Annotated in this window: 22 protein-coding genes; 17 read left to right on the plus strand and 5 right to left on the minus strand. The window is 74.4% G+C overall.

Annotated features, from left to right (window positions below; translation table 11 throughout):
• Positions 1-15 precede the first annotated feature (15 nt).
• On the plus strand, positions 16-666 hold the full coding sequence (locus O2W15_RS01220) for a phosphoribosyltransferase (protein WP_269178048.1): 651 nt from the start codon (positions 16-18) through the stop codon (positions 664-666).
• Here the strand turns inward: O2W15_RS01220 and O2W15_RS01225 are convergent.
• Positions 651-1082, minus strand: a complete 432-nt coding sequence (locus O2W15_RS01225) for a DUF1801 domain-containing protein (RefSeq protein ID WP_269178049.1) — start codon at positions 1080-1082, stop codon at positions 651-653. The two genes, O2W15_RS01220 and O2W15_RS01225, sit on opposite strands and share 16 nt — an antisense overlap.
• A gap of 224 nt (positions 1083-1306) precedes the next feature.
• Here O2W15_RS01225 and O2W15_RS01230 point away from each other — a divergent pair, with 224 nt between their 5' ends.
• The 4 genes from O2W15_RS01230 (at position 1307) to O2W15_RS01245 (ending at position 5596) form a co-directional block, all read left to right on the plus strand.
• Positions 1307-1846: a GNAT family N-acetyltransferase gene (locus O2W15_RS01230; RefSeq protein ID WP_269161762.1), complete on the plus strand. Its 540-nt coding sequence runs from the start codon at positions 1307-1309 to the stop codon at positions 1844-1846.
• Between the two features lie 35 nt (positions 1847-1881).
• Positions 1882-2934, plus strand: a complete 1053-nt coding sequence (locus O2W15_RS01235; RefSeq protein WP_269178050.1) for a winged helix DNA-binding domain-containing protein — start codon at positions 1882-1884, stop codon at positions 2932-2934.
• A 51-nt stretch (positions 2935-2985) separates the two neighbouring features.
• Positions 2986-3957, plus strand: a complete 972-nt coding sequence (locus O2W15_RS01240; RefSeq protein WP_269178051.1) for an aldo/keto reductase — start codon at positions 2986-2988, stop codon at positions 3955-3957.
• Between the two features lie 85 nt (positions 3958-4042).
• A complete protein-coding gene (locus tag O2W15_RS01245; protein WP_269178052.1) occupies positions 4043-5596 on the plus strand; it encodes an FUSC family protein in 1554 nt (517 codons plus the stop codon).
• A gap of 1 nt (position 5597) precedes the next feature.
• Here the strand turns inward: O2W15_RS01245 and O2W15_RS01250 are convergent, their stop codons facing one another.
• Both O2W15_RS01250 and O2W15_RS01255 read right to left on the minus strand, forming a co-directional pair.
• Complete coding sequence (locus O2W15_RS01250) at positions 5598-6518, minus strand: SDR family NAD(P)-dependent oxidoreductase (RefSeq protein WP_331253853.1); 921 nt, start codon at positions 6516-6518, stop codon at positions 5598-5600.
• Positions 6419-6865 (minus strand): nitroreductase family deazaflavin-dependent oxidoreductase, encoded by a 447-nt coding sequence (locus tag O2W15_RS01255; protein WP_269178054.1) that lies wholly within the window; start codon positions 6863-6865, stop codon positions 6419-6421. The genes O2W15_RS01250 and O2W15_RS01255 overlap by 100 nt, the downstream gene beginning before the upstream one ends.
• 123 nt (positions 6866-6988) lie before the next feature.
• Here O2W15_RS01255 and O2W15_RS01260 point away from each other — a divergent pair, with 123 nt between their 5' ends.
• Genes O2W15_RS01260 through O2W15_RS01270 form a run of 3 tightly spaced genes read left to right on the plus strand, consistent with a single transcriptional unit; the run spans position 6989 to position 9265 of the window.
• Positions 6989-7630 (plus strand): SIMPL domain-containing protein, encoded by a 642-nt coding sequence (locus O2W15_RS01260; protein WP_269178055.1) that lies wholly within the window; start codon positions 6989-6991, stop codon positions 7628-7630.
• Positions 7627-8562 carry a KPN_02809 family neutral zinc metallopeptidase gene (ypfJ, locus tag O2W15_RS01265; protein WP_269178056.1) on the plus strand — a complete coding sequence of 312 codons (936 nt, stop codon included), beginning with the start codon at positions 7627-7629 and terminating at the stop codon, positions 8560-8562. Before O2W15_RS01260 ends, ypfJ begins: the two co-directional genes overlap by 4 nt.
• A gap of 37 nt (positions 8563-8599) precedes the next feature.
• On the plus strand, positions 8600-9265 hold the full coding sequence (locus O2W15_RS01270; RefSeq protein ID WP_269178057.1) for an NADPH-dependent F420 reductase: 666 nt from the start codon (positions 8600-8602) through the stop codon (positions 9263-9265).
• A gap of 21 nt (positions 9266-9286) precedes the next feature.
• Here the strand turns inward: O2W15_RS01270 and O2W15_RS01275 are convergent, their stop codons facing one another.
• The gene (locus tag O2W15_RS01275) at positions 9287-10150 is read right to left on the minus strand and encodes a siderophore-interacting protein (RefSeq protein ID WP_269178058.1); all 864 of its coding nucleotides are present in this window, start codon (positions 10148-10150) and stop codon (positions 9287-9289) included.
• A 364-nt stretch (positions 10151-10514) separates the two neighbouring features.
• Here O2W15_RS01275 and O2W15_RS01280 point away from each other — a divergent pair, with 364 nt between their 5' ends.
• The 9 genes from O2W15_RS01280 (at position 10515) to O2W15_RS01320 (ending at position 17351) form a co-directional block, all read left to right on the plus strand.
• Complete coding sequence (locus O2W15_RS01280; RefSeq protein WP_269178059.1) at positions 10515-11303, plus strand: hypothetical protein; 789 nt, start codon at positions 10515-10517, stop codon at positions 11301-11303.
• Positions 11300-11953: a phage holin family protein gene (locus O2W15_RS01285; RefSeq protein ID WP_269178060.1), complete on the plus strand. Its 654-nt coding sequence runs from the start codon at positions 11300-11302 to the stop codon at positions 11951-11953. The genes O2W15_RS01280 and O2W15_RS01285 overlap by 4 nt, the downstream gene beginning before the upstream one ends.
• Positions 11954-11987: 34 nt before the next feature.
• Positions 11988-12665: a DUF3618 domain-containing protein gene (locus O2W15_RS01290; protein ID WP_269178061.1), complete on the plus strand. Its 678-nt coding sequence runs from the start codon at positions 11988-11990 to the stop codon at positions 12663-12665.
• A gap of 201 nt (positions 12666-12866) precedes the next feature.
• Positions 12867-13253, plus strand: coding sequence for a response regulator transcription factor (locus tag O2W15_RS01295; RefSeq protein WP_269178062.1), 387 nt, complete (start codon positions 12867-12869; stop codon positions 13251-13253).
• Positions 13250-14680 carry a sensor histidine kinase gene (locus tag O2W15_RS01300; protein ID WP_269178063.1) on the plus strand — a complete coding sequence of 477 codons (1431 nt, stop codon included), beginning with the start codon at positions 13250-13252 and terminating at the stop codon, positions 14678-14680. Before O2W15_RS01295 ends, O2W15_RS01300 begins: the two co-directional genes overlap by 4 nt.
• A 124-nt stretch (positions 14681-14804) precedes the next feature.
• Positions 14805-15422, plus strand: coding sequence for a TasA family protein (locus tag O2W15_RS01305; RefSeq protein WP_269178064.1), 618 nt, complete (start codon positions 14805-14807; stop codon positions 15420-15422).
• 47 nt (positions 15423-15469) lie between these two features.
• Positions 15470-16120, plus strand: a complete 651-nt coding sequence (locus O2W15_RS01310) for a signal peptidase I (RefSeq protein WP_269161748.1) — start codon at positions 15470-15472, stop codon at positions 16118-16120.
• The gene (locus tag O2W15_RS01315) at positions 16117-16533 is read left to right on the plus strand and encodes a fibronectin type III domain-containing protein (protein WP_269178065.1); all 417 of its coding nucleotides are present in this window, start codon (positions 16117-16119) and stop codon (positions 16531-16533) included. Before O2W15_RS01310 ends, O2W15_RS01315 begins: the two co-directional genes overlap by 4 nt.
• The gene (locus O2W15_RS01320; protein ID WP_269178066.1) at positions 16527-17351 is read left to right on the plus strand and encodes a response regulator; all 825 of its coding nucleotides are present in this window, start codon (positions 16527-16529) and stop codon (positions 17349-17351) included. Before O2W15_RS01315 ends, O2W15_RS01320 begins: the two co-directional genes overlap by 7 nt.
• Before the next feature lie 91 nt (positions 17352-17442).
• Here O2W15_RS01320 and O2W15_RS01325 read toward each other — a convergent pair whose 3' ends face one another.
• Positions 17443-18147 carry a response regulator transcription factor gene (locus O2W15_RS01325; RefSeq protein WP_269178067.1) on the minus strand — a complete coding sequence of 235 codons (705 nt, stop codon included), beginning with the start codon at positions 18145-18147 and terminating at the stop codon, positions 17443-17445.
• Positions 18148-18207 lie beyond the last annotated feature (60 nt).

The raw sequence follows: 18207 nt of genomic DNA on the forward strand, positions 1-18207 counted from the left end.
GACCGCACTCCGGAGGTGGCCGTGTTCTTCCGTGACCGCGCCGATGCCGGCGCCCAGCTGGCCCGCCGGCTGGACCAGGTGGGTGCGGCCGGGCCCGTGGTGCTCGGCCTGCCGCGGGGCGGGGTGCCGGTGGCCGCCCCGGTCGCCGCAGCGCTCGCCGCACCGCTGGACGTGCTCGTCGTGCGCAAGCTCGGGGTGCCCGGTCAGCCCGAGCTCGCCATGGGCGCGGTCGGCGAGGGCGGGGTGGTGGTGCTCGAGGAGCGGGTGCTCCGGGTGGCGGACGTGGTCGACGCCGACCTCACCCGCGTCCGGGACGAGCAGCAGGCGGCGGTCGACCGGCGGGTCCGGCTCTTCCGCGAGGTGCGCCCGCGGGTGCCGCTGGCCGGCCGCACCGTCGTGCTGGTGGACGACGGCATCGCCACCGGCTCGACCGCCCGTGCCGCCTGCGCCGTCGCCCGGGCCCAGGGCGCCGCGCGGGTGGTGCTCGCCGTCCCGGTCTGCTCCCCGGACGCGGTCCCGGCCCTGGCCGCGGCGACCGACGAGCTGGTCGTGCTCAGCAGCCCGCCGGGCTTCCGCTCGGTCGGCCAGGCCTACGCCGACTTCCGCGCCACCGAGGACGACGAAGTGCTCGACCTCCTCCGCCGCGCCGCTCAGCCGCCGGTGTAGTCGTTCGCCCCACGGGCGGTGCTGGCCACCGCGTCGCGGATCAGCTGGTCCAGGGCCACCGTGTCCACCCGGTCCAGGGACGTGAACCGGATGCAGCTCTTGCCGCAGGACACCTTCCCCAGCTGCGCGGCCCGCGACTCGGCCAGGTAGGCGCCCTCCACGACGGCCGACACGTACAGCGAGAGGTGCCGCTTCTGCGCCGCCAACGCGATCAGCGGCCACATCGTCGCCTCGGTCGCCGATCGCGGCCGGTAGGGCATCAGGCCGTACCCGAGCACCTGCCCCCGGCCCATCGGCACGAGCTGCCGATCGATGCCGGGCGCGGCGGCCTGGACCAGTGCATCGGCGGCCCGCAGGTCGGCCTCCCGGGTGCCGGCGGCGGCGAACCAGGCGTCGATGGCCGGCCCGCCGTCCATCAGAAGGCGCCGCTGAACAGCACCGCGCCCGCGGCCAGCAGCATCGCCGCCACGATGATCCCGGCGACCAGCCGCTGCCGGCGGCGTCCCTCCGGGCCGAGATTGCCCATCCCCATCATGGGGGCACGGTACGACGTCAGCCGACGAGGACGGCGTCCCGCCGGGCGGGACGGCGGTCGTCGCCTCCGGATGACGTGGCCGGCCGGCTGTTGCAGGGTGAGGTCGTGTCCGTCTGCGAGACGCTCCGGTTGGTGCCGTTCGAGCCCGAACTGCTCCCGTCCGTGCTGCCCTGGTTCGACCACCCCGAGGTGCAGCGCCGGCTGGGCGGCCGCAGCTGGCCGGCACGGGAGCTGGCCCTGCGCACCGCCGCCCGGGGCGAGCAGTTCCGCGGCCAGACCGTGCTGCGGGCGCACTCGTACGTCGCACTGGACGCCGACGGCACCCCGGTCGCGCTGATCGGCGGCGACGTCTACGACCGCTGGACGCAGTGGGACCCGGCCACCGAGCAGGTGGTCGCCACCGACGAGCGCCGCACGATGGGCGCCGCCTACGTGGTCGACCCGGCCCGCTGGCGCCACGGGTACGGGACGGCGACGCTCCGCGCCCTCGTCACGGCCGACGAGCTCGCCGACGTCGAGCAGTTCGTGCTCGGTGTCGAGCCGGACAACACCGCCAGCCTGCGGACGGCGGACGCGGTCGGGTTCGGGCCGCTGACCACCGAGCCCGACGCCGAGGGACTGGTCTACCTGCACCGGGCGCGCTGACCAGGACCGTCGGTAGGGGCTGCCAGGGTGTCGGCATGACGGTGGACCTGGCCCGGCTCCGGATGGCGGCACAGCGGCTGATCGGGCCACGGTGCGCGACCCCGGCCGAGGCGGTGCGCTGGTCGGCCGCCGTCCAGGGGCAGGACCTGCCCGGTGCGCTGACCTCGGTGGCGCTGCGCACCGCCGGCGGCACCCGGGCCGCGGTCACCGCCGCACTGGACGCCGGCGAGGTGGTCCGTTCCTGGCCGATGCGCGGCACGCTGCACCTCACCGCCGCCGAGGACCTGCCCTGGATGCTGGAGCTGCTCGGCCCGCGGGTACTGGCCGGCGCGTCCACCAGACGGGCCTCGCTGGGCATCACCGACGCCGAGATCGAGCGGGCACGGGAGCTGGCCGTCGATGCGCTCAGCGGCGGTGGACGGTCGTCCCGGGCCGAGCTGCTCGCTGCGATCTCGGCCGGCGGCGTACCCACGACCGGTCAACGCGGCTACCACCTGCTCTGGTACCTGTCCCAGACCGGCACGCTCGTGCTCGGCCCGACCGCCGACGGTGACCAGCAGTTCGTGCTGCTCGACGAGTGGGTGCCCGCCCCCCGCCGGCTGGAGCGTGCGGAGGCCCTCGGCGAGCTGACCCGGCGGTTCTTCTCCTCCCACGGCCCGGCGACCGTGAAGGACCTCGTCCGCTGGGCCGGGGTCCTCGTCCGCGACGTCAAGGCCGGACTGGCGATCGCCGCACCGCAGCTGGAGCGCCTCGTCGTCGACGGCACCGAGCACTGGATGGACCCGGCGACCCCCGACCGGCTGGCCGCCGCCCGGGCCGAGGCCGACGGCGTCCACCTGCTGCCCGGCTTCGACGAACTGGTGCTCGGCTACGCCGACCGCAGCTGCACCGTGCCGGCCGCGTTCGCCGACCGGATCGTGCCCGGCGGCAACGGCATGTTCCGGGCCACCGTGGTCAGTGCCGGGCAGGCCGTCGCGGTCTGGCGGGCGGGGCGGGGCAAGGGCCGGCCCATCGAGGTCGAGCCGTTCACCGAGCTGTCCGCCGAAGGGCTGGCCGCCGTGCAGGCGCGGTACGCCGCCCTGCCCTGAGCACGTCGCCCCCGGGGTTGGGCAGGGCGGCGCCGGGGGAAGGGACGGACCATGGAGTACACGCGTCTGGGCAGCACCGGCCTGCAGGTGTCCCGCCTCTGTCTCGGGATGATGAGCTTCGGCGACCCCGCCCGCGGCGGTCATCCGTGGAGCCTGCCCGAGGAGGAGAGCCGGGCCGTCATCGAGAAGGCGCTGGCCGCCGGGATCACCTTCTTCGACACCGCGAACGTCTACTCGGCCGGCTCCAGCGAGGAGATCACCGGCCGCGCGATCCGCGACTTCGCCGACCGGGAGGACGTCGTCCTGGCCACGAAGGTGCACGGCCGGATGCGGCCGGGGCCGAACGGCGCGGGGCTGTCCCGCAAGGCCGTCCTGGCCGAGCTCGACGCCAGCCTCAGGCGGCTGGGCACCGACTACGTGGACCTGTACCAGATCCACCGCTGGGACCCGGCCACGCCGATCGAGGAGACGCTGGAGGCCCTGGACTCCGCGGTGCGGTCGGGCAAGGTGCGCTACCTAGGCGCGTCGAGCATGTGGGCCTGGCAGTTCAGCAAGGCCCTGCACGTGGCCGGCGAGCGCGGCTGGCACCGCTTCGTCTCCATGCAGGACCACTACAACCTGCTCAACCGGGAAGAGGAGCGGGAGATGCTGCCGCTCTGCGCCGACGAGGGCATCGGGGTGATCCCGTGGAGCCCGCTGGCCCGTGGCCGGCTGACCCGGGACTGGGACTCCCAGACCAACCGGTCGGAGACCGACGAGTTCGGCAGCAGGCTGTACAACGACGAGGACCGGGTGATCGTCGAGCGGGTGGCCGAGGTCGCCGAGGCCCGCGGCGTCCCGCGGGCGCAGGTGGCCCTGGCCTGGGTGCTCAGCAAGCCGGTGGTCACCGCGCCGATCGTCGGTGTCACCAAGGACCGGCACCTGGACGACGCGGTCGCGGCGGTGGAGCTGCGGCTGTCGGCGGAGGAGATCGCCCGGCTCGAGGAGCCCTACACGCCGCATGCGGTGGTCGGCTTCTCCTGAGCACGGGAAGCGGGTGACCCAGCTCGCCCGCCGCGGGTGACCCGGGTCCACGACACGGAGCCCGGTGTCGGCCACAGTGGAGTCCGTGGCCGGCACCCGCTCCTCCGTGCGCCGGGTCGCCCCGCACCTGTTGGGTCCCCGGCTCCCCCCACTCGCGACCCTCTGGTCGCTGCACCGGGTACGGGCCCTGTCGGCCGCCTTCTGCCTCGTCGTCCCGCTCACCCTCGGGCTCGCGCTCGGCTCCCCGGGTGCGGCGTCGGTGGGAGCACTCGCCGGTGGCTTCTCCGCCGTCTACGGGCACTCCCTGCCCTACCGCCGGCGCGCCTGGATCTCGGCCGGGACCGCGGTGGTGATCGTCTGCTGCATCGCCCTGGGCGGCCTCACCGGGAACCGCCCCGTGCTGCTGGTGCTGGTGCTCGGCGGCATCGCCGCGGCGGCCGCCGCCGGGACGGCGATCTGGCGGATCGGCCCGCCCGGGGCGCTCCCGCCCGTGCTGGTCGCCGGCAGCGCCAGCGCCCTCGCCTCCGCGCCGGACGTGGCCCAGCACGTGGCGGCGGCTGCCGCGGCTGCCGCACTGAGCTGGGTCGTCGTCATGCTCCCCTGGTGGTGGGACCCGGCCGGCCCGGAACGGCGGGCCGTGCAGGCGGCGTCGGCCGAGGTCACCGCAGCCGAGGGCGGTGCGCTGGGCCCGACCCGTCCGGGTGCCGTCGCCCGCGCGGTCCGGGCCGCGGTGGCCGCGGTCGCGATGGGCAGCCGCCGGCGCCCCTCGCTGGTGACCGAGGTCCAGGAGATCGAGGACCGGTTCGCCCGAGCCCTCCCCCCGGTCGACCCGACCGGTGCCTCCGCCGTCCCGGCACCCGACCCGTCGGTGATCCGGCAGCGGCGCACCCCGCTGTGGACGTCGACCGCTGCCCGGATCGGCATCGGGGTCTCCGTCGCCGGGTTGGTGGCGGTCGCGGTGGACCTGCCCAGCCCCTACTGGGCGGCCAGCTCGGCCGTCGCCGTGCTGCTGGGCGTCGACGCGCGGCACACCCGGGCCCGCGCCTTCCACCGGGTGACCGGCACCCTGCTGGGCACCCTGGTCGCCGGGGCGGCGTTCGCCCTGCAGCCCCCGACCGCGGTGACCGTGCTGCTGGTGGCCGTGCTGCTGGTGGCCGTCGAGCTGACCATCGCCCACCAGTACGTCATCTCCGTCGCCTGCCTGACCCCGCTGGTCCTGCTCCTGGTGCACCTGGGCGCACCCGACCGCCCCGGCACCGCGCTGATCGTCGCCCGGATCGAGGAGAACCTCGTCGGCATGGCCGTCGCCCTGCTGGCCGGGCTGTTCCTGTTCGCCCGGGCCGGCAGCCGCCGGCTGCCGGCCGCCGTCACCGCCACGACGGCGTGCGCCGTGGCGGCCGCGCACGCCCCGGCCGGGTCCCCGGCCGACCGCCGGCTGGAGGACGCGCTCGTCACGCTCAACGAGGTGGCCACCGCCGCCCGGGCCGAGCTGTTCTCCGCACCCGGCGCGGACGCCTGGGGGCGCCGCTCCCGCCAGGTGGGTGACCTGAGCTGGGCCCTGCTGGGTGCCCGTGCTCGGGGCGACGCCGCCCTGGCTGCCGCCGTCTCCGCCCGGATCGACGCCGAGCTGGCGGGCTGACTCAGGCGGGGAGGCCGACCAGCCGGGCCGACAGCTCCCACAGCTCGCGGGTCCGGACGTCGTCCCGGGCCGAGGGCACCGTCCAGGCCGGCGACCGGTCCGCGTGGTGCCCGCCGTTGCGCCAGCCACCGTCCGCGGTGGCCAGCCAGACCAGGGTGTCCGCTCCCTGGGCCGGGGTGCGCATGAACGCGGTCAGCGGCGTACGGAACGCCAGGCCGGTGATCCCGCCGGAGGCCGTGCCGAAGGACGAGGCGACCGCCCCCGGGTCGAAGCAGGTGGCGGTGACCTGCGGCGCCCATCGTCGGGCCAGCTCCCGGGTGAAGAGCACGTTGCACCACTTGGCCCGCGCGTAGGCGCGGGTGGCGAGGTGGGGGCCGGCGCTGTCGAGCAGGTGACCGCGCCGGGCCCCGCCGACCCAGTGCATGAACGACGAGGTCGTCACCACCCGCGCCCGCGAGGCCCGCAGCTGCTCCTCGAGCAGCCGGGTGAGCAGGTAGGGCCCGAGGTGGTCGACCTGGGTGGTGCGCTCGTGCCCGTCGACGGTCAGCTCCCGCCGGGCGAACGACGCGCCGGCGTTGTGCGCGAGCACGTCGATCCGCGGCAGGTCGGCCAGCTCCGCAGCCAGCCGCCGGACGTCGTCCAGCCGGGCGAGGTCGACGGTGGCCGACCGGACGCCGTCCAGCTCGGCGGCGACCGCGGCGGTCTTCTCCGGCGACCGGCCGACCACCACGACCCGGGCACCGCTGCGGTGCAGCCGGCGGACCGCCGCCGCACCGATGCCGTCGCTGGCACCGGTGACGACGACGACCGGACCGTCGCCGCTCAGCTCTTCGGCTCGACCAGGACGATCGGGATCTTCCGATCGGTCTTGCGCTGGTAGTCCGCGTAGTCGCGGTAGGCGGCGACCGCGCGTTCCCACCACTGGGCGTACTCGTCGCCGTCGACCTCGCGTGCCACCCCGTCCCAGACGTGCTCCCCGTCCTGGACGGTGACCTCGTCGGGGTGGGCCTTGAGGTTGGAGTACCAGGTCGGGTGCTTCGGCGCGCCGCCCTGCGAGGCGACCATCGCGTACACGCCGTCGTGCTCGACCTTCATCAACGGGTTCTTGCGGACCTTGCCGCTCTTGGCGCCGCGGGTGGTGAAGACGACGACCGGTTCGGTGCGGCCGGGCAGGGTGTTGCCCTCCCTGCCGCCGGTGCGCTCGTACACCTGCACCTGGTCGCGGACCCACTTCTCCGGACTCGGCTCGTACTCACCTTCGACGGGCATGACCCGACCCTAGGACGGCGACCGGCGCGTCGCCGAGCCGACCGGCGCCGGGGTGCGGGCACGCCCGGACAGCGGCAGAGTCCTCCCGGACCCGCCCGCCCCGGACACCCAGGAGCACCGCCCATGCCGGACACCCCCCGCGTCGTCGTCCGCGGTGAGGCGGTGACCGAGGTGCTGCCCGACGCCGCGGACCTGGTGGTCACCGTGCAGGTGCGTGACCGCCGCAGGGAACGGGCGCTGGAGCTGCTGGCCGAGCGGCAGCAGGAGCTCACCGACCTGCTGACGGTGCACCGGGCGTCGCTGGGCGCCGTCTCCACCGACGCGGTCGCGGCCTTCCCCGAGGCCGGCGAGTCGGGGCGGGTCAGCGCGTCGGTGGCGACCACCACCACCCGGGTCCGGGTCGCCGACGTGGGCGCCGCCGGCGAGGTCGCGGTCGCGGTGGCCGGGCTGGCCGACGTCTCGGTGCACGGTCCGCACTGGCGGGTGAGCAGCGACCACCCGGCGCACCAGGAGGTGCGCACCGCCGCCGTGCAGGACGCGCTCGCCCGGGCCCGCGCCTACGCCGCCGCGTTCGGCGGCAGGCTGACCGGCCTGGTGGAGGTGCGTGACGCCGGGGCCCGGGGTGGCGGGATGGTCATGGCGGCCCTCTCCTCGGCCCGCAGCGTCCCGGCGCTGGAGCTGCGACCGGCACCGCAGGAGGTGCCCGGTCAGGTGGAGGTCACCTTCACCATGTCCCACCCGGACCAGGAGGTCTTCGCACGATGAGGTTCCGCGAGAGCGGCCGGCTGGACACCTCCGGGGTCCAGGACCGGCGCGGTGGCGGTGGTGGCCGGCGCGGTGGTGGACGGGGGCTGGCGGTCGGCGGTGGCGGTCTCGGCGTCGTCGGACTGCTCGTGCTGGTGCTGTTCCAGGTGCTCGGTGGCGGTGGCGGGAGCGGCACCTCGCCGGTGGGCGGGTTCGGCGACCTGGGCGCCGGGCAGGGGTCAGGGCAGGCGTTCGACAACAGCGACCTCGCCGCCTCCTGCGACGAGGTGGCCGACGCCAACAGCTCCGCGGAGTGCGCCGTCGTGGCCAGCATCGACTCGATCCAGGACTACTGGGGCGCCACCCTGGGCGCGGACTACCGGCCGGCCGACACCGTGTTCTTCTCCGACCAGGTGCAGTCCGCGTGCGGTGCGGCCACCAGCGGCACCGGCCCGTTCTACTGCCCGGCCGACGCGCAGGTCTACATCGACCTCACCTTCTTCGACGACCTGCAGACCCGGTTCGGAGCCGAGGGCGGCGCCTTCGTGAACGCCTACGTGCTCGCCCACGAGTACGGCCACCACGTGCAGAACCTGCTGGGCATCAACCGACAGGTGCAGCCTGGCGACGCCGGCCCGACCAGCGGCAGCGTCCGGCTGGAACTGCAGGCCGACTGCTTCGCCGGCACCTGGGCCGACCACGCCGAGACGGTGCCCGACGAGACGGGTCAGCCGCTCATCGTCGACATCACCGACGACGACATCGCCCGTGCCCTGGACACCGCCGGGCGGATCGGCGACGACTTCATCCAGGAGGAGCTGGGCGGGGGCGCCGTCGACGAGGGCTCCTTCACCCACGGCTCCTCGGAGCAGCGGCAGCGCTGGTTCAGCACCGGCTACGCCACCGGCGACCCGAACCAGTGCGACACCTTCGCCACCGACGACCTGGGCTGAGGGAAGCCCCCGGGCCCCGGCCTGGTTGCCGGGGGTCATGACGACACTCGGCATCATCGGCGCCGGCCACATCGGCACGGCCCTCGCCCAGGCAGCCCTCGACGCCGGCCACGACGTCGTCATCAGCAACTCCCGCGGCCCGGAGACGCTCACCGACCTGGTGTCGGCGCTGGAGCAGCGACCGGGACGGCGCGGTCAGGTGCGCGCCGACACCGCGGCCGGCGCGGCGGCCGCGGCCGACCTCGCCGTGGTCACCATCCCGCTGAAGGCGGTGCCCGACGTCCCGGTGGAGCCGCTGGCCGGCAAGGTCGTGATCGACACGAACAACTACTACCCGCAGCGCGACGGCCAGGTAGCCGAGCTCGACCAGGAGTCGACGACGACCGCCGAACTGTTGCAGGCACACCTGCCCACCTCCCGGGTAGTCAAGGCCTCCAACCACATCGGCGCTGCCGACATCACCGCGGACGGCACCCCCGCCGGAACCGCGCACCGCCGCGCGCTGGCGGTGGCCGGAGACGACGCGGCCGCCAAGCAGCAGGTGGTCGCGTTCATCGACACGATCGGCTTCGACACCGTCGACCTCGGCCCGCTGGCCGAGGGCTGGCGGATCCAGCGCGACACCCCCGGCTACGGCCCCCGCCTGGACGCCGACGGGCTACGGGCGGCCACGGCCGCCGCGACGCGCTACCGCGACATGTGAGCCACCGGCGCTCGCGGCCGGTCAACCGGCCGCGAGCGCCTGCTCGGCCGCCTCGACCTCGGCGTTCCACTCCGGCTTCTCGGCCTGCCAGCGGTCCTCGGTGCGGCCCTTCCGCCAGTAGCCGGAGATGGACGTGAACGCCGGGTCGAGGCCGCGCTCGGTGCGCAGGTGCAGCCGGAGCTCCTTGACCAGCCCCGCCTCGCCGTGCACGAACACGTGGCCGGTGCCGGCCGGCAGGTCGACCGCCTTCACCGCGGTCACCAGGGCCTCCCCCGGCGCCCGGCCCTCGCGGTGCACCCACACGACGGTGACCCCGTCGCCGAGCACAAGGTCCGGCTGCTGCTCCGCCGGCCCGGCGACCTCCAGGAAGACGAACGCCGGCACGCCCCCCGGGAGCCGGGGCAGGGCGGCAGCGATCGCCGGCAGCGCGCTCTCGTCGCCGACCAGCAGGTGCCAGTCGGCGTCCGGGCTCGGGGCATAGGCGCCACCGGGACCGAGCAGCTGGATCAGGTCGCCGGGCTGCGCGTTCGCCGCCCACGGCCCGGCCAGGCCGGTGTCACCGTGGTGCACGAAGTCGATCGTCAGCTCGCCGGCGGCCGGGTCCCAGGAGCGCACGGTGTACGTGCGAGTGACCGGCCAGACCTCGGCGGGCAGCTCGGCGCGGACCTGCTCCGCGTCGAAGGGGACGCCGTAGGGCGCATCGGCCGGCGGGAAGAGCAGCTTCACGTAGTGGTCGGTGAACTCACCGGCCGGGAAGCCGGCCAGGCCCTCGCCGCCGAGGACCACCCGGATCATGTGCGGGGTCAGGCGCGAGGTGCGCAGCACCTCGCCCACCCGGGCCACCCGGGGACGGCGGACCCGTTCGTCCTTCGTCGCACTGGCCACCACGGCCTCCTCTGGTCAGGGAAGGCTTGCCTTGCCTCCGACGGCACCCTACGCGGCGACCCGACCGCAGCTCCGACCCCTGTTCGCAAGATCGACGAAATACGGAAATGCCCGTTTGTGCGCCTGCCCCGCAGGGGTACCAGGTCTCCAGCGGAACGGCGCCCCACCGAGGCCACGGTGGGACCCACCGAGCGTTTTCGACCAGGGCACGCGAGTGCTCACACGCCGCCCCGCCACCTGGCACGACCACCCGACCCTGTGGGCCGGTGATGGACCGTGCGCGGGAGCGGGCGTGGTCGACGGGCACGGATGCCCAGGCATCGACAACAGACCACGAACAGCCCATGCAGGACGAGGAGGAACGATGACCCACTCCATCGACACACCGAGGCAGTCCGGCACCAGCGGCGCATCCGAGGCTTCCGGCGCGCCCAAGAAGTCCGACGTCGCCAAGGACCAGGCACGCGACGTGGGCAAGACCGCCCAGCAGGCCGGCAGCGACGTCGCCGGCACGGCGGCGGACCAGGCCAAGCAGGTCGCCCAGGAGACCAAGCAGCAGGCACAGGACCTCGTGCAGCAGGGTGTCTCGCAGCTCCAGGGCCAGGTCCGCGGCGGCACACAGAAGGCCGGCCAGGGGCTGAGCGACATCGCGCAGCAGCTGCGCATCATGGTCGACGGCAGTGACCAGACGCCGTCCGGCCCGGCCGCCGACCTCGTCCGCCAGGCCGGGGACAAGGTCGAGGAGCTGGCCGGCTGGCTGCAGGACCGCGAGCCCGGCGACCTCGTCGCCGAGGTGCGCAGCTTCGCCCGCCGCAAGCCGGGCGCCTTCATGCTCGGCGCGGCCCTGGCCGGCGTCCTCGCGGGCCGGCTGACCACCGGCGTCGTCGCGTCCCACAAGAGCGAGAGCTCCTCGGGCAACAGCGGCCAGCAGCAGCGCATCGGTTCCGGTTCCCCGGACACCCACGCGACCGAGGCCGCTGGCACCAACTACGTCGCCGGCACCCCGGCGGCCGGCTACGCGACCACCGGCACCACCGGCACGGTCCCGCCGCCGCCGTACGGCACGGTCCCCCCGGAGGGCGCCGCAGTGCCCCCGACCACCGCAGCCGGCTGGGACGACCCGGCCCGCACCCCGGGTGAGGGTCGGCGATGACCCAGTCGAACGCTCCGGGTGCACAGCCCTACGGGCAGCCCGGCACGGGGTATGCGCAGAGCGGCGCCACCGGCTACGCGGCCCCGCCGGTCCCCGGTGACTACGACGCCCAGCACGTCGGGAACACGGCGCAGCCGATGACCGACGAGGGGCACCCCGAGGTGGAGAACGTCTCGGTCGGCACGCTGCTCGGCGAGGTGAGCAAGGACCTGTCGACGCTGATGCGCCAGGAGCTCGAGCTCGCCAAGGCGGAGCTCCGCCAGGAGGCGACCGAGGCCACTGCCATCGCCAAGGAAGAGGCGAACAAGGCCAGCGCCATCGCCAAGGAAGAGGCGGCCAAGGCCGGCAAGGGCGCCGGGATGCTCGGGGGCGCCGGGTTCGCCGGCTACATGGTCGCGCTGTTCCTCAGCTTCGCCCTCTGGTGGGGCCTGGAGAACTTCATGGACGCCGGCCTCGCCGCCCTGATCGTCGGTGTGCTCTGGGCGATCGTCGGCGCGGTCCTCTACTCGGCGGGCCGGAAGAAGCTCAAGCAGGTCGACCCCAAGCGGCTCAAGCAGGTCGACTTCAGCCGGCTGAAGTCGATCAACCCGAAGCCCGAGCAGACGGTCGACACGCTCCAGCAGGTCCCCGGCGCGCTCAAGCCCAACTGACCTCCCCCACAGCTACTCCGCGAAGGAGAACGACATGACCAGCAGTGACCCGGATGCGATCCGGCGCCAGATCGAGGACACCCGCGCCAACCTCAGCTACGACGTGGACGCGCTCAACGAGAAGGTCAACCCCACGCGGGTGGTCGACCGCCGTGTGGGCAAGGCCAAGAGTGGCATGTCCGGCCTGAAGGACAAGGTGTTCGGCGCAGCCCACGACACCCGTGACCAGGTGAGCGGCCGCACGTCGAACGCCCAGGGCCAGGCTCAGGGCGCGGCCCACAACGCTGCGGGCAGCGTCCAGGACGCCGCGCACAGCGCCATGGACACCGTCCAGCAGGCCCCCGAGACCCTCCAGCGCCAGGCGCAGGGCAACCCGCTCGCCGCGGGCCTCATCGCCTTCGGTGTGGGCTGGCTGGTCTCCTCCCTGATGCCGACCAGCGAGAAGGAGAAGCAGCTCGCCTCGCAGGCCGAGTCGGCGCTCAAGGAGCACTCGGAGCCGCTCAAGGAGCAGGCCGTGCAGCAGGCCAAGAACGTGGCCCAGGAGATCGGCAGCAACCTGAAGCCGGCCGCCGTGAGCGCTGCGGGTTCGGTCCTCTCCACGGCTGCCGAGGGCGCCAAGGAGGTCAAGGACGAGGGCCAGCACGCTGCGAAGGACGTCAAGGGCCAGGCCCAGGACTCCAAGCAGAAGGTCCAGGAGAAGTCCTCCTCCTGATCCACGGCAACTCCCCGACGGGCCCCGGTGTGCAACTGCACCGGGGCCCGTCGTGCGTCTCGGGCCAGGTGGTGGCGCCCCCTGATCGGGTGAGCACCCCACCGGGGAGCTCCAGCCCGGCCCGGCGTGCGCCGTTCCCCGACAGGACGGACTGCGTCCCCGGCTCGGGGTGCAGCCGGCCGAGAGGACGGAGCGACCGCGGTGGACGCACCCGCACGCGTGCTGGTGGCCGACGACGAGGACGACATCCGGCACCTCGTCGCCCTCGCGGTCGGCAAGGCCGGCTGCACCATGGTGGCTGCGGTGGCCGACGGCGCCCAGGCCCTCGCCGTGGCACGCGCCGAACGCCCCGACCTCGTGGTCCTCGACGTCTCCATGCCGGAGGCGACCGGTCTGGAGGTCTGCCTCGCACTCCGCGCCGACCCCGGCACCGCCGACTGCCAGGTGCTGCTGCTGTCGGCCGGCGCCTCCCCCGACGACGTGGCCCGCGGTCTGGCCACCGGTGCGGACGCCTACCTGCCCAAGCCCTTCACCGTCGCCGGCCTGGTCCGACAGATCCGGCTGCTGACCGCGGAGCACCCCGCGTGACCGCGATCGCCGATCCCGTCACCCGCTCCTCCGGGCCGGCCCACCGCACCGGCCTGGCCGGTCTGGGGGCCGCCGCCGTGGCCGCAGCCGGCGTCCTGGTGCTCGTCGTCCGTCCCGCCCTCCCCCTGGTCCTGCTGGCCGGAGCCGTCGTGCTGCTCGCCGTCGCCGACCTGACGTGGCGACTGCACCGGCAACAGACCGCCGCCCGGGTGCTGGAGGCCCAGCGCATGGACCTCTTCTCGCAGCGTCAGTCGACCGCGGACGAGCTCGAGGTCGCCACCCGGATGCTGCGGGCTCGGGCGGAGACCATGACCAGCGTCATCGACGCGGTCACCGAGCAGTCGATCATCGGCACCGACCGGGACGGTCTCGTCCGGGTGTGGAACCCCGGGGCCGAACGGATGCTCGGGCTCCCCCGGGCCGACGTCGTCCGCACCCGGTCGATCACCGACTTCCACGCCCCGGAGGAACTGGACGTGGAGGAACTGGACGCCGGTGGCGGCACCCCGTTCGCCACCCTGGTGCGCGTCGCCCGGGAGCAGGGCAGCGACGTCCGGGACTGGACCTACCTGACCGCCGACGGACGGCGGCTGACCGTGTCGGTGGCGATCACCCCGCGCACCGACGACGACGGCGAGCAGACCGGCTGGAACTTCGTCGGCACCGACATGACCGAGGTGCGCGCCACCGAACGGCTCAAGGACCAGTTCGTCAGCCTGATCTCCCACGAGCTGCGCACCCCGCTCAGCTCGATCCTGGGGTACCTGGAACTCGTCCTGGACGATCCGGAGCAGCCGCTGACCGACGAACAGCGGCAGTACCTGGGCACCGTCGAACGCAACGCGCAGCGCCTGCTGCGGCTGGTCGGCGACCTGTTGTTCACCGCCCAGGTCGACGCGGGCCGGTTCACCCTGCAACCGGCGGAGGTCGACCTGGCCGGCATCGTCCGGTCCGCCGAGGAGACCGCCCGGGTCACCGCCACGGCGCGCGGGGTGGCGGTGTCCGTCGACGTCCCGGACGGCGGGCTGGTCGTCTCCGGTGACGCGCTCCGGCTGGGGCAGGCCTGCGACAACCTGGTGTCCAACGCCGTCAAGTTCACCCCCGCCGGCGGCCGGGTCGCCCTGCGGCTGCAGACGGCCTGGCGGAACGCGGACGGTGCGCTCGTCGACGTCCCCGCTGCCGGCGCGACCCCGATGGCGTTGCTGTCGGTCAGCGACACCGGCGTCGGCATCCCGAACAGTGAGCAGGGGAGGCTGTTCACCAGCTTCTTCCGCGCCTCGACCGCCCGGCGCAACGCCGTCCCGGGGGTGGGGCTGGGCCTGACCATCACCAAGGCGATCACCACCGCGCACGGCGGCACCCTGGACGTGGTGAGCGCCGAAGGACGCGGGACGACGTTCACCCTGGCGCTGCCCCTGCCGGTCTGACGGCCCCCGCCGCATCTTGCGGTTCTCTTGCGGATCGCTGGTGGGAGCCCTGCGGATGGCCCTCCAGAGTCGTGTCTGTCGCCGGGAACACCCGCCGACACGGCCAGACCAGGGAGACGCAGACATGACCGCCACCACCCGCACCCGGACCGCCCGCAAGGTCATCGGCTCGCTCGGCATCGTCGGCGCCGCTGCCGCCGTCGCCGGCATGGGCACCTTCGGCACGTTCACCGACAGCACCGCCCCGCTGAACGCCTCGGTCGCCTCGGGCACCCTGTCGCTGGACCTCAACTCGGTCAACAGCACCGCCACGCTGCCGATGAACGCCGCCGGCTTCGTCCCCGGGGACTCGATCAGCCGTTCGGTCGACCTGGTCAACACCGGGGACCTCGGCTTCGCCGGCATCCAGCTCACCTCGAGCGCCACCGTCTCCAGCGTCCTGGACACCGACAAGGCCAACGGCCTGCAGCTGAGCGTCGCCTCCTGCTCGGTGACCTGGACCGAGTCGGTCGTCAACGGCGTCGCCACCTACACCTGCAGCGGCGTCACGACCCCGGTCGCAACCGGCCCGGCCGTGACCAACGTCGGCTTCGTCAACGCCGCGAGCCTCGCGCCGAAGGGCAGCGACCACCTCGTCGTCACCCTGAGCCTGCCGACCACCGCCGACAACACCTTCCAGGGCAAGACCTCCACCCTGGCGCTCAGCTTCACCGGCACCCAGCAGACCGGCACCAACCGCTGACGCGGTTTCCCCTGCCCACCTGCTGACCCCGCCCCGGAGGAACCGCCATGACCACCGCCCTGCTCGCCCGCCCCGCACTCCTCACGGACACCGCGACCGCCCGGCGTCCGGCGCAGCAGTCCACCCGACCGGGCCGCGCCGCCGGCCTCGGGAAGCGCGTGGCCGGCCTGACGTTCCGCTGGTCCCTCCGGCTGCTGGTCACCGTCGCCGTCCTGGCCTTCGGCCTGCTGGCCGTCGGGCCGCACGTCCTGGACTACCGGACGATGACGATGCTCACCGCGAGCATGTCCCCGGCCATCGACCCGGGTGACGTCACGATCGTGACGCCGCTGCCGGTCAGCGAGGTCACCGAGGGCATGATCATCGCCTACCACATCCCGATCGACGATCACCACCTCGTCAGCCACCGCGTCGTCTCCGTGGAGCACGGCGCCGACGGGGCGGTCACCGTCGAGACCAAGGGAGACGCCAACGAGGCGGTCGACCCGTGGCAGGCCGTCCTGCAGGGCGACACCGCCTACCAGGTCCGGGCCGTCGTCCCCGAGCTCGGTCACGCGATCCAGGCCCTGCGCACCCCGGTGGTCAGCCAGGCCCTCGTGTACGGCGCCCCCGCCCTGCTGGCCGGCTGGCTGCTGCTGTCGATCTGGCGCCCGGCCACCGAGGTCCGGCAGGACGACGAGATCGAGGTCCAGCCGTGACCCGCCTCCGCCGCGGGGTCCTGCTGGTCGCCGTCGTGGTCGCCACCGTCCTGGGTGTCACCGCGACCGCCGCCCAGGCCGCGTTCGACGACGCGGCGTCCCTGAGCGCCTCGGTCGGCACCGCCACCGTCGCACCGCCGACGAAGGTCACCACCAGCGACACGTGGTGCTTCATCTGGTTCAGCACCCGCGTCAGCTGGGCCCCGAGCACCTCCCCCGACGTCATCGGCTACCGGATCACCACCCAGGCCGCCGGCGGCGGCTCCACCGTGGTGGCCGAGACCGGCGCCACGACCACGAGCACCTCCGTCTCCGGCTACCAGACGAACCGCAGCTACACCTTCACCGTCACCGCGCTGACCCGCTACGGCTGGACCGCGGTGTCCGCACAGACAGGGACCGTCCGATGCTGACCGCTCTCGTGATCGACGCCTCCCCCGCCGCGCGACAGCAGGTCACCGGCCTGCTCGAGCTGGCCGGCTGGGGCGTCCACGAGGCCGCCGACGCCGAGGACGCCCGCTGGCTCAGCAGCGCGGTCGCCCTGGACCTGGTGGTCACCTCCGCCACCGTGCCCGGCGCCGTCGACGGCCCCGGGCTGCTCACCGCACTGCGCCGCGCCGGCAGCACCGCCCACTTCCTGGTGGTCACCCCCGACCCCACCGACGAGGTCCGCGCCGCCGCAGCCGCCGCCGGCGCCCTGGCCTGCCTCGCCGCACCCGTCGACGCCCGACTGCTGGTGGACCTGGTGCGCAGCCGCACCGCCGCCCCGGCCGACGAGGCCGGCGCCCACGACCTGGTCGACGTGGAGGACCTGCACGACGCCGACCTGGACGCCGACCTGCAAGACCGGCTGCAGGCCATGTACGCCGACGCCCTGCCCACCCGGCTGTCCGCCATCTCCCGCAGCGTCCGCGCCGGGGACCCCCGCGCCGTCGCAGCCGCGGCGCACGCCCTCGCCGGCACGTCCGGCCAGCTCGGTCACCCCGAGGTGGCCGGCGTGTGCCAGGCGATCGCCGCTGACGCCCGGCGCGGGATCCTGGCCCACCAGCGGCTCGCCGAGCTGACCGGCCTGACCGGGCCGGCGGCCCGCCGGGACGACCCCCGCCGCCGCGGGGAGCTCGCCTCGGCCGCCGACGCGACCACCGGACGCCACGACCTCGCCGGGCTGGTGCACGTCGTCGACGCAGCGATCGCCCGGACGGCCGCCCGGCGGCGCGGCCTGGCCGCCTGAACGACAACGAGGCCCGGTCCCCACAGGGGGCCGGGCCTCGTCGTCGGATGCAGCTGTCCTGCCCAGGACCGGGTGCGGTCCTGGCCCTTCCTCAGGCCACCAAGCGGTAGCCGACCCCCCGAACGGTCTTGATCTCGGGGTGGCTCAACCCTGCGGCCGTGAGCTTGCGCCGCAGGTTGGACATGTGGGCCTCGACCAGTCGGAGGTTGCCCTCCCAGTCGGTCTGCCAGACCTCGCGCAGCAGCGTCTCCCGCTGCAGCACCCGCCCGGGCCGAGAGACCAGCGCGGCGAGCAGGTCGAACTCGGTACGGGTCAGGTCGACGGCAGCGCCGTCCACCCGCACCTCGCGGCTGTCCGGGTCGACCTCGAGGTCGGCCAGCCGCTGGACGGAGTCCTCCAGGGACGGGCGCGGCTCCGGGACCGCCGGGGTGCGTGGCCGGCGCAGCATCGTCTGCACGCGGGCCACCAGCTCCCGCGGTGAGAACGGCTTGGCCATGTAGCCGTCCGCCCCGACGGCGAGGCCGATCAGCAGGTCGACCTCCTCCGCCCGCGCGGTCAGCATCAGGACGTAGCAGTCGGTCTCGGCGCGCAGCTGCCGGCACACCTCGGTGCCGTCGGCGTCGGGCAGACCGAGGTCCAGGACGACGACGTCGGGCGCCTCGCGGCGCACCTCGGCCAGGCAGGAGGCACCGGTGGTGGCCTCGCGGACGTCCATCCCGGCCCGGCGGAGCACCGTGACGACGAGCTCACGGATCTCCTCGGTGTCCTCGACCACGAGCACGGACTGACCCGGCACGACCCCTCCCCCCACGACTGATCACCAGCAGGGACGCCACATCGGCGTCCTTGCTGGTGA

This window comes from Modestobacter sp. VKM Ac-2979 (genome assembly GCF_026967995.1).
Taxonomy (GTDB): domain Bacteria; phylum Actinomycetota; class Actinomycetes; order Mycobacteriales; family Geodermatophilaceae; genus Modestobacter.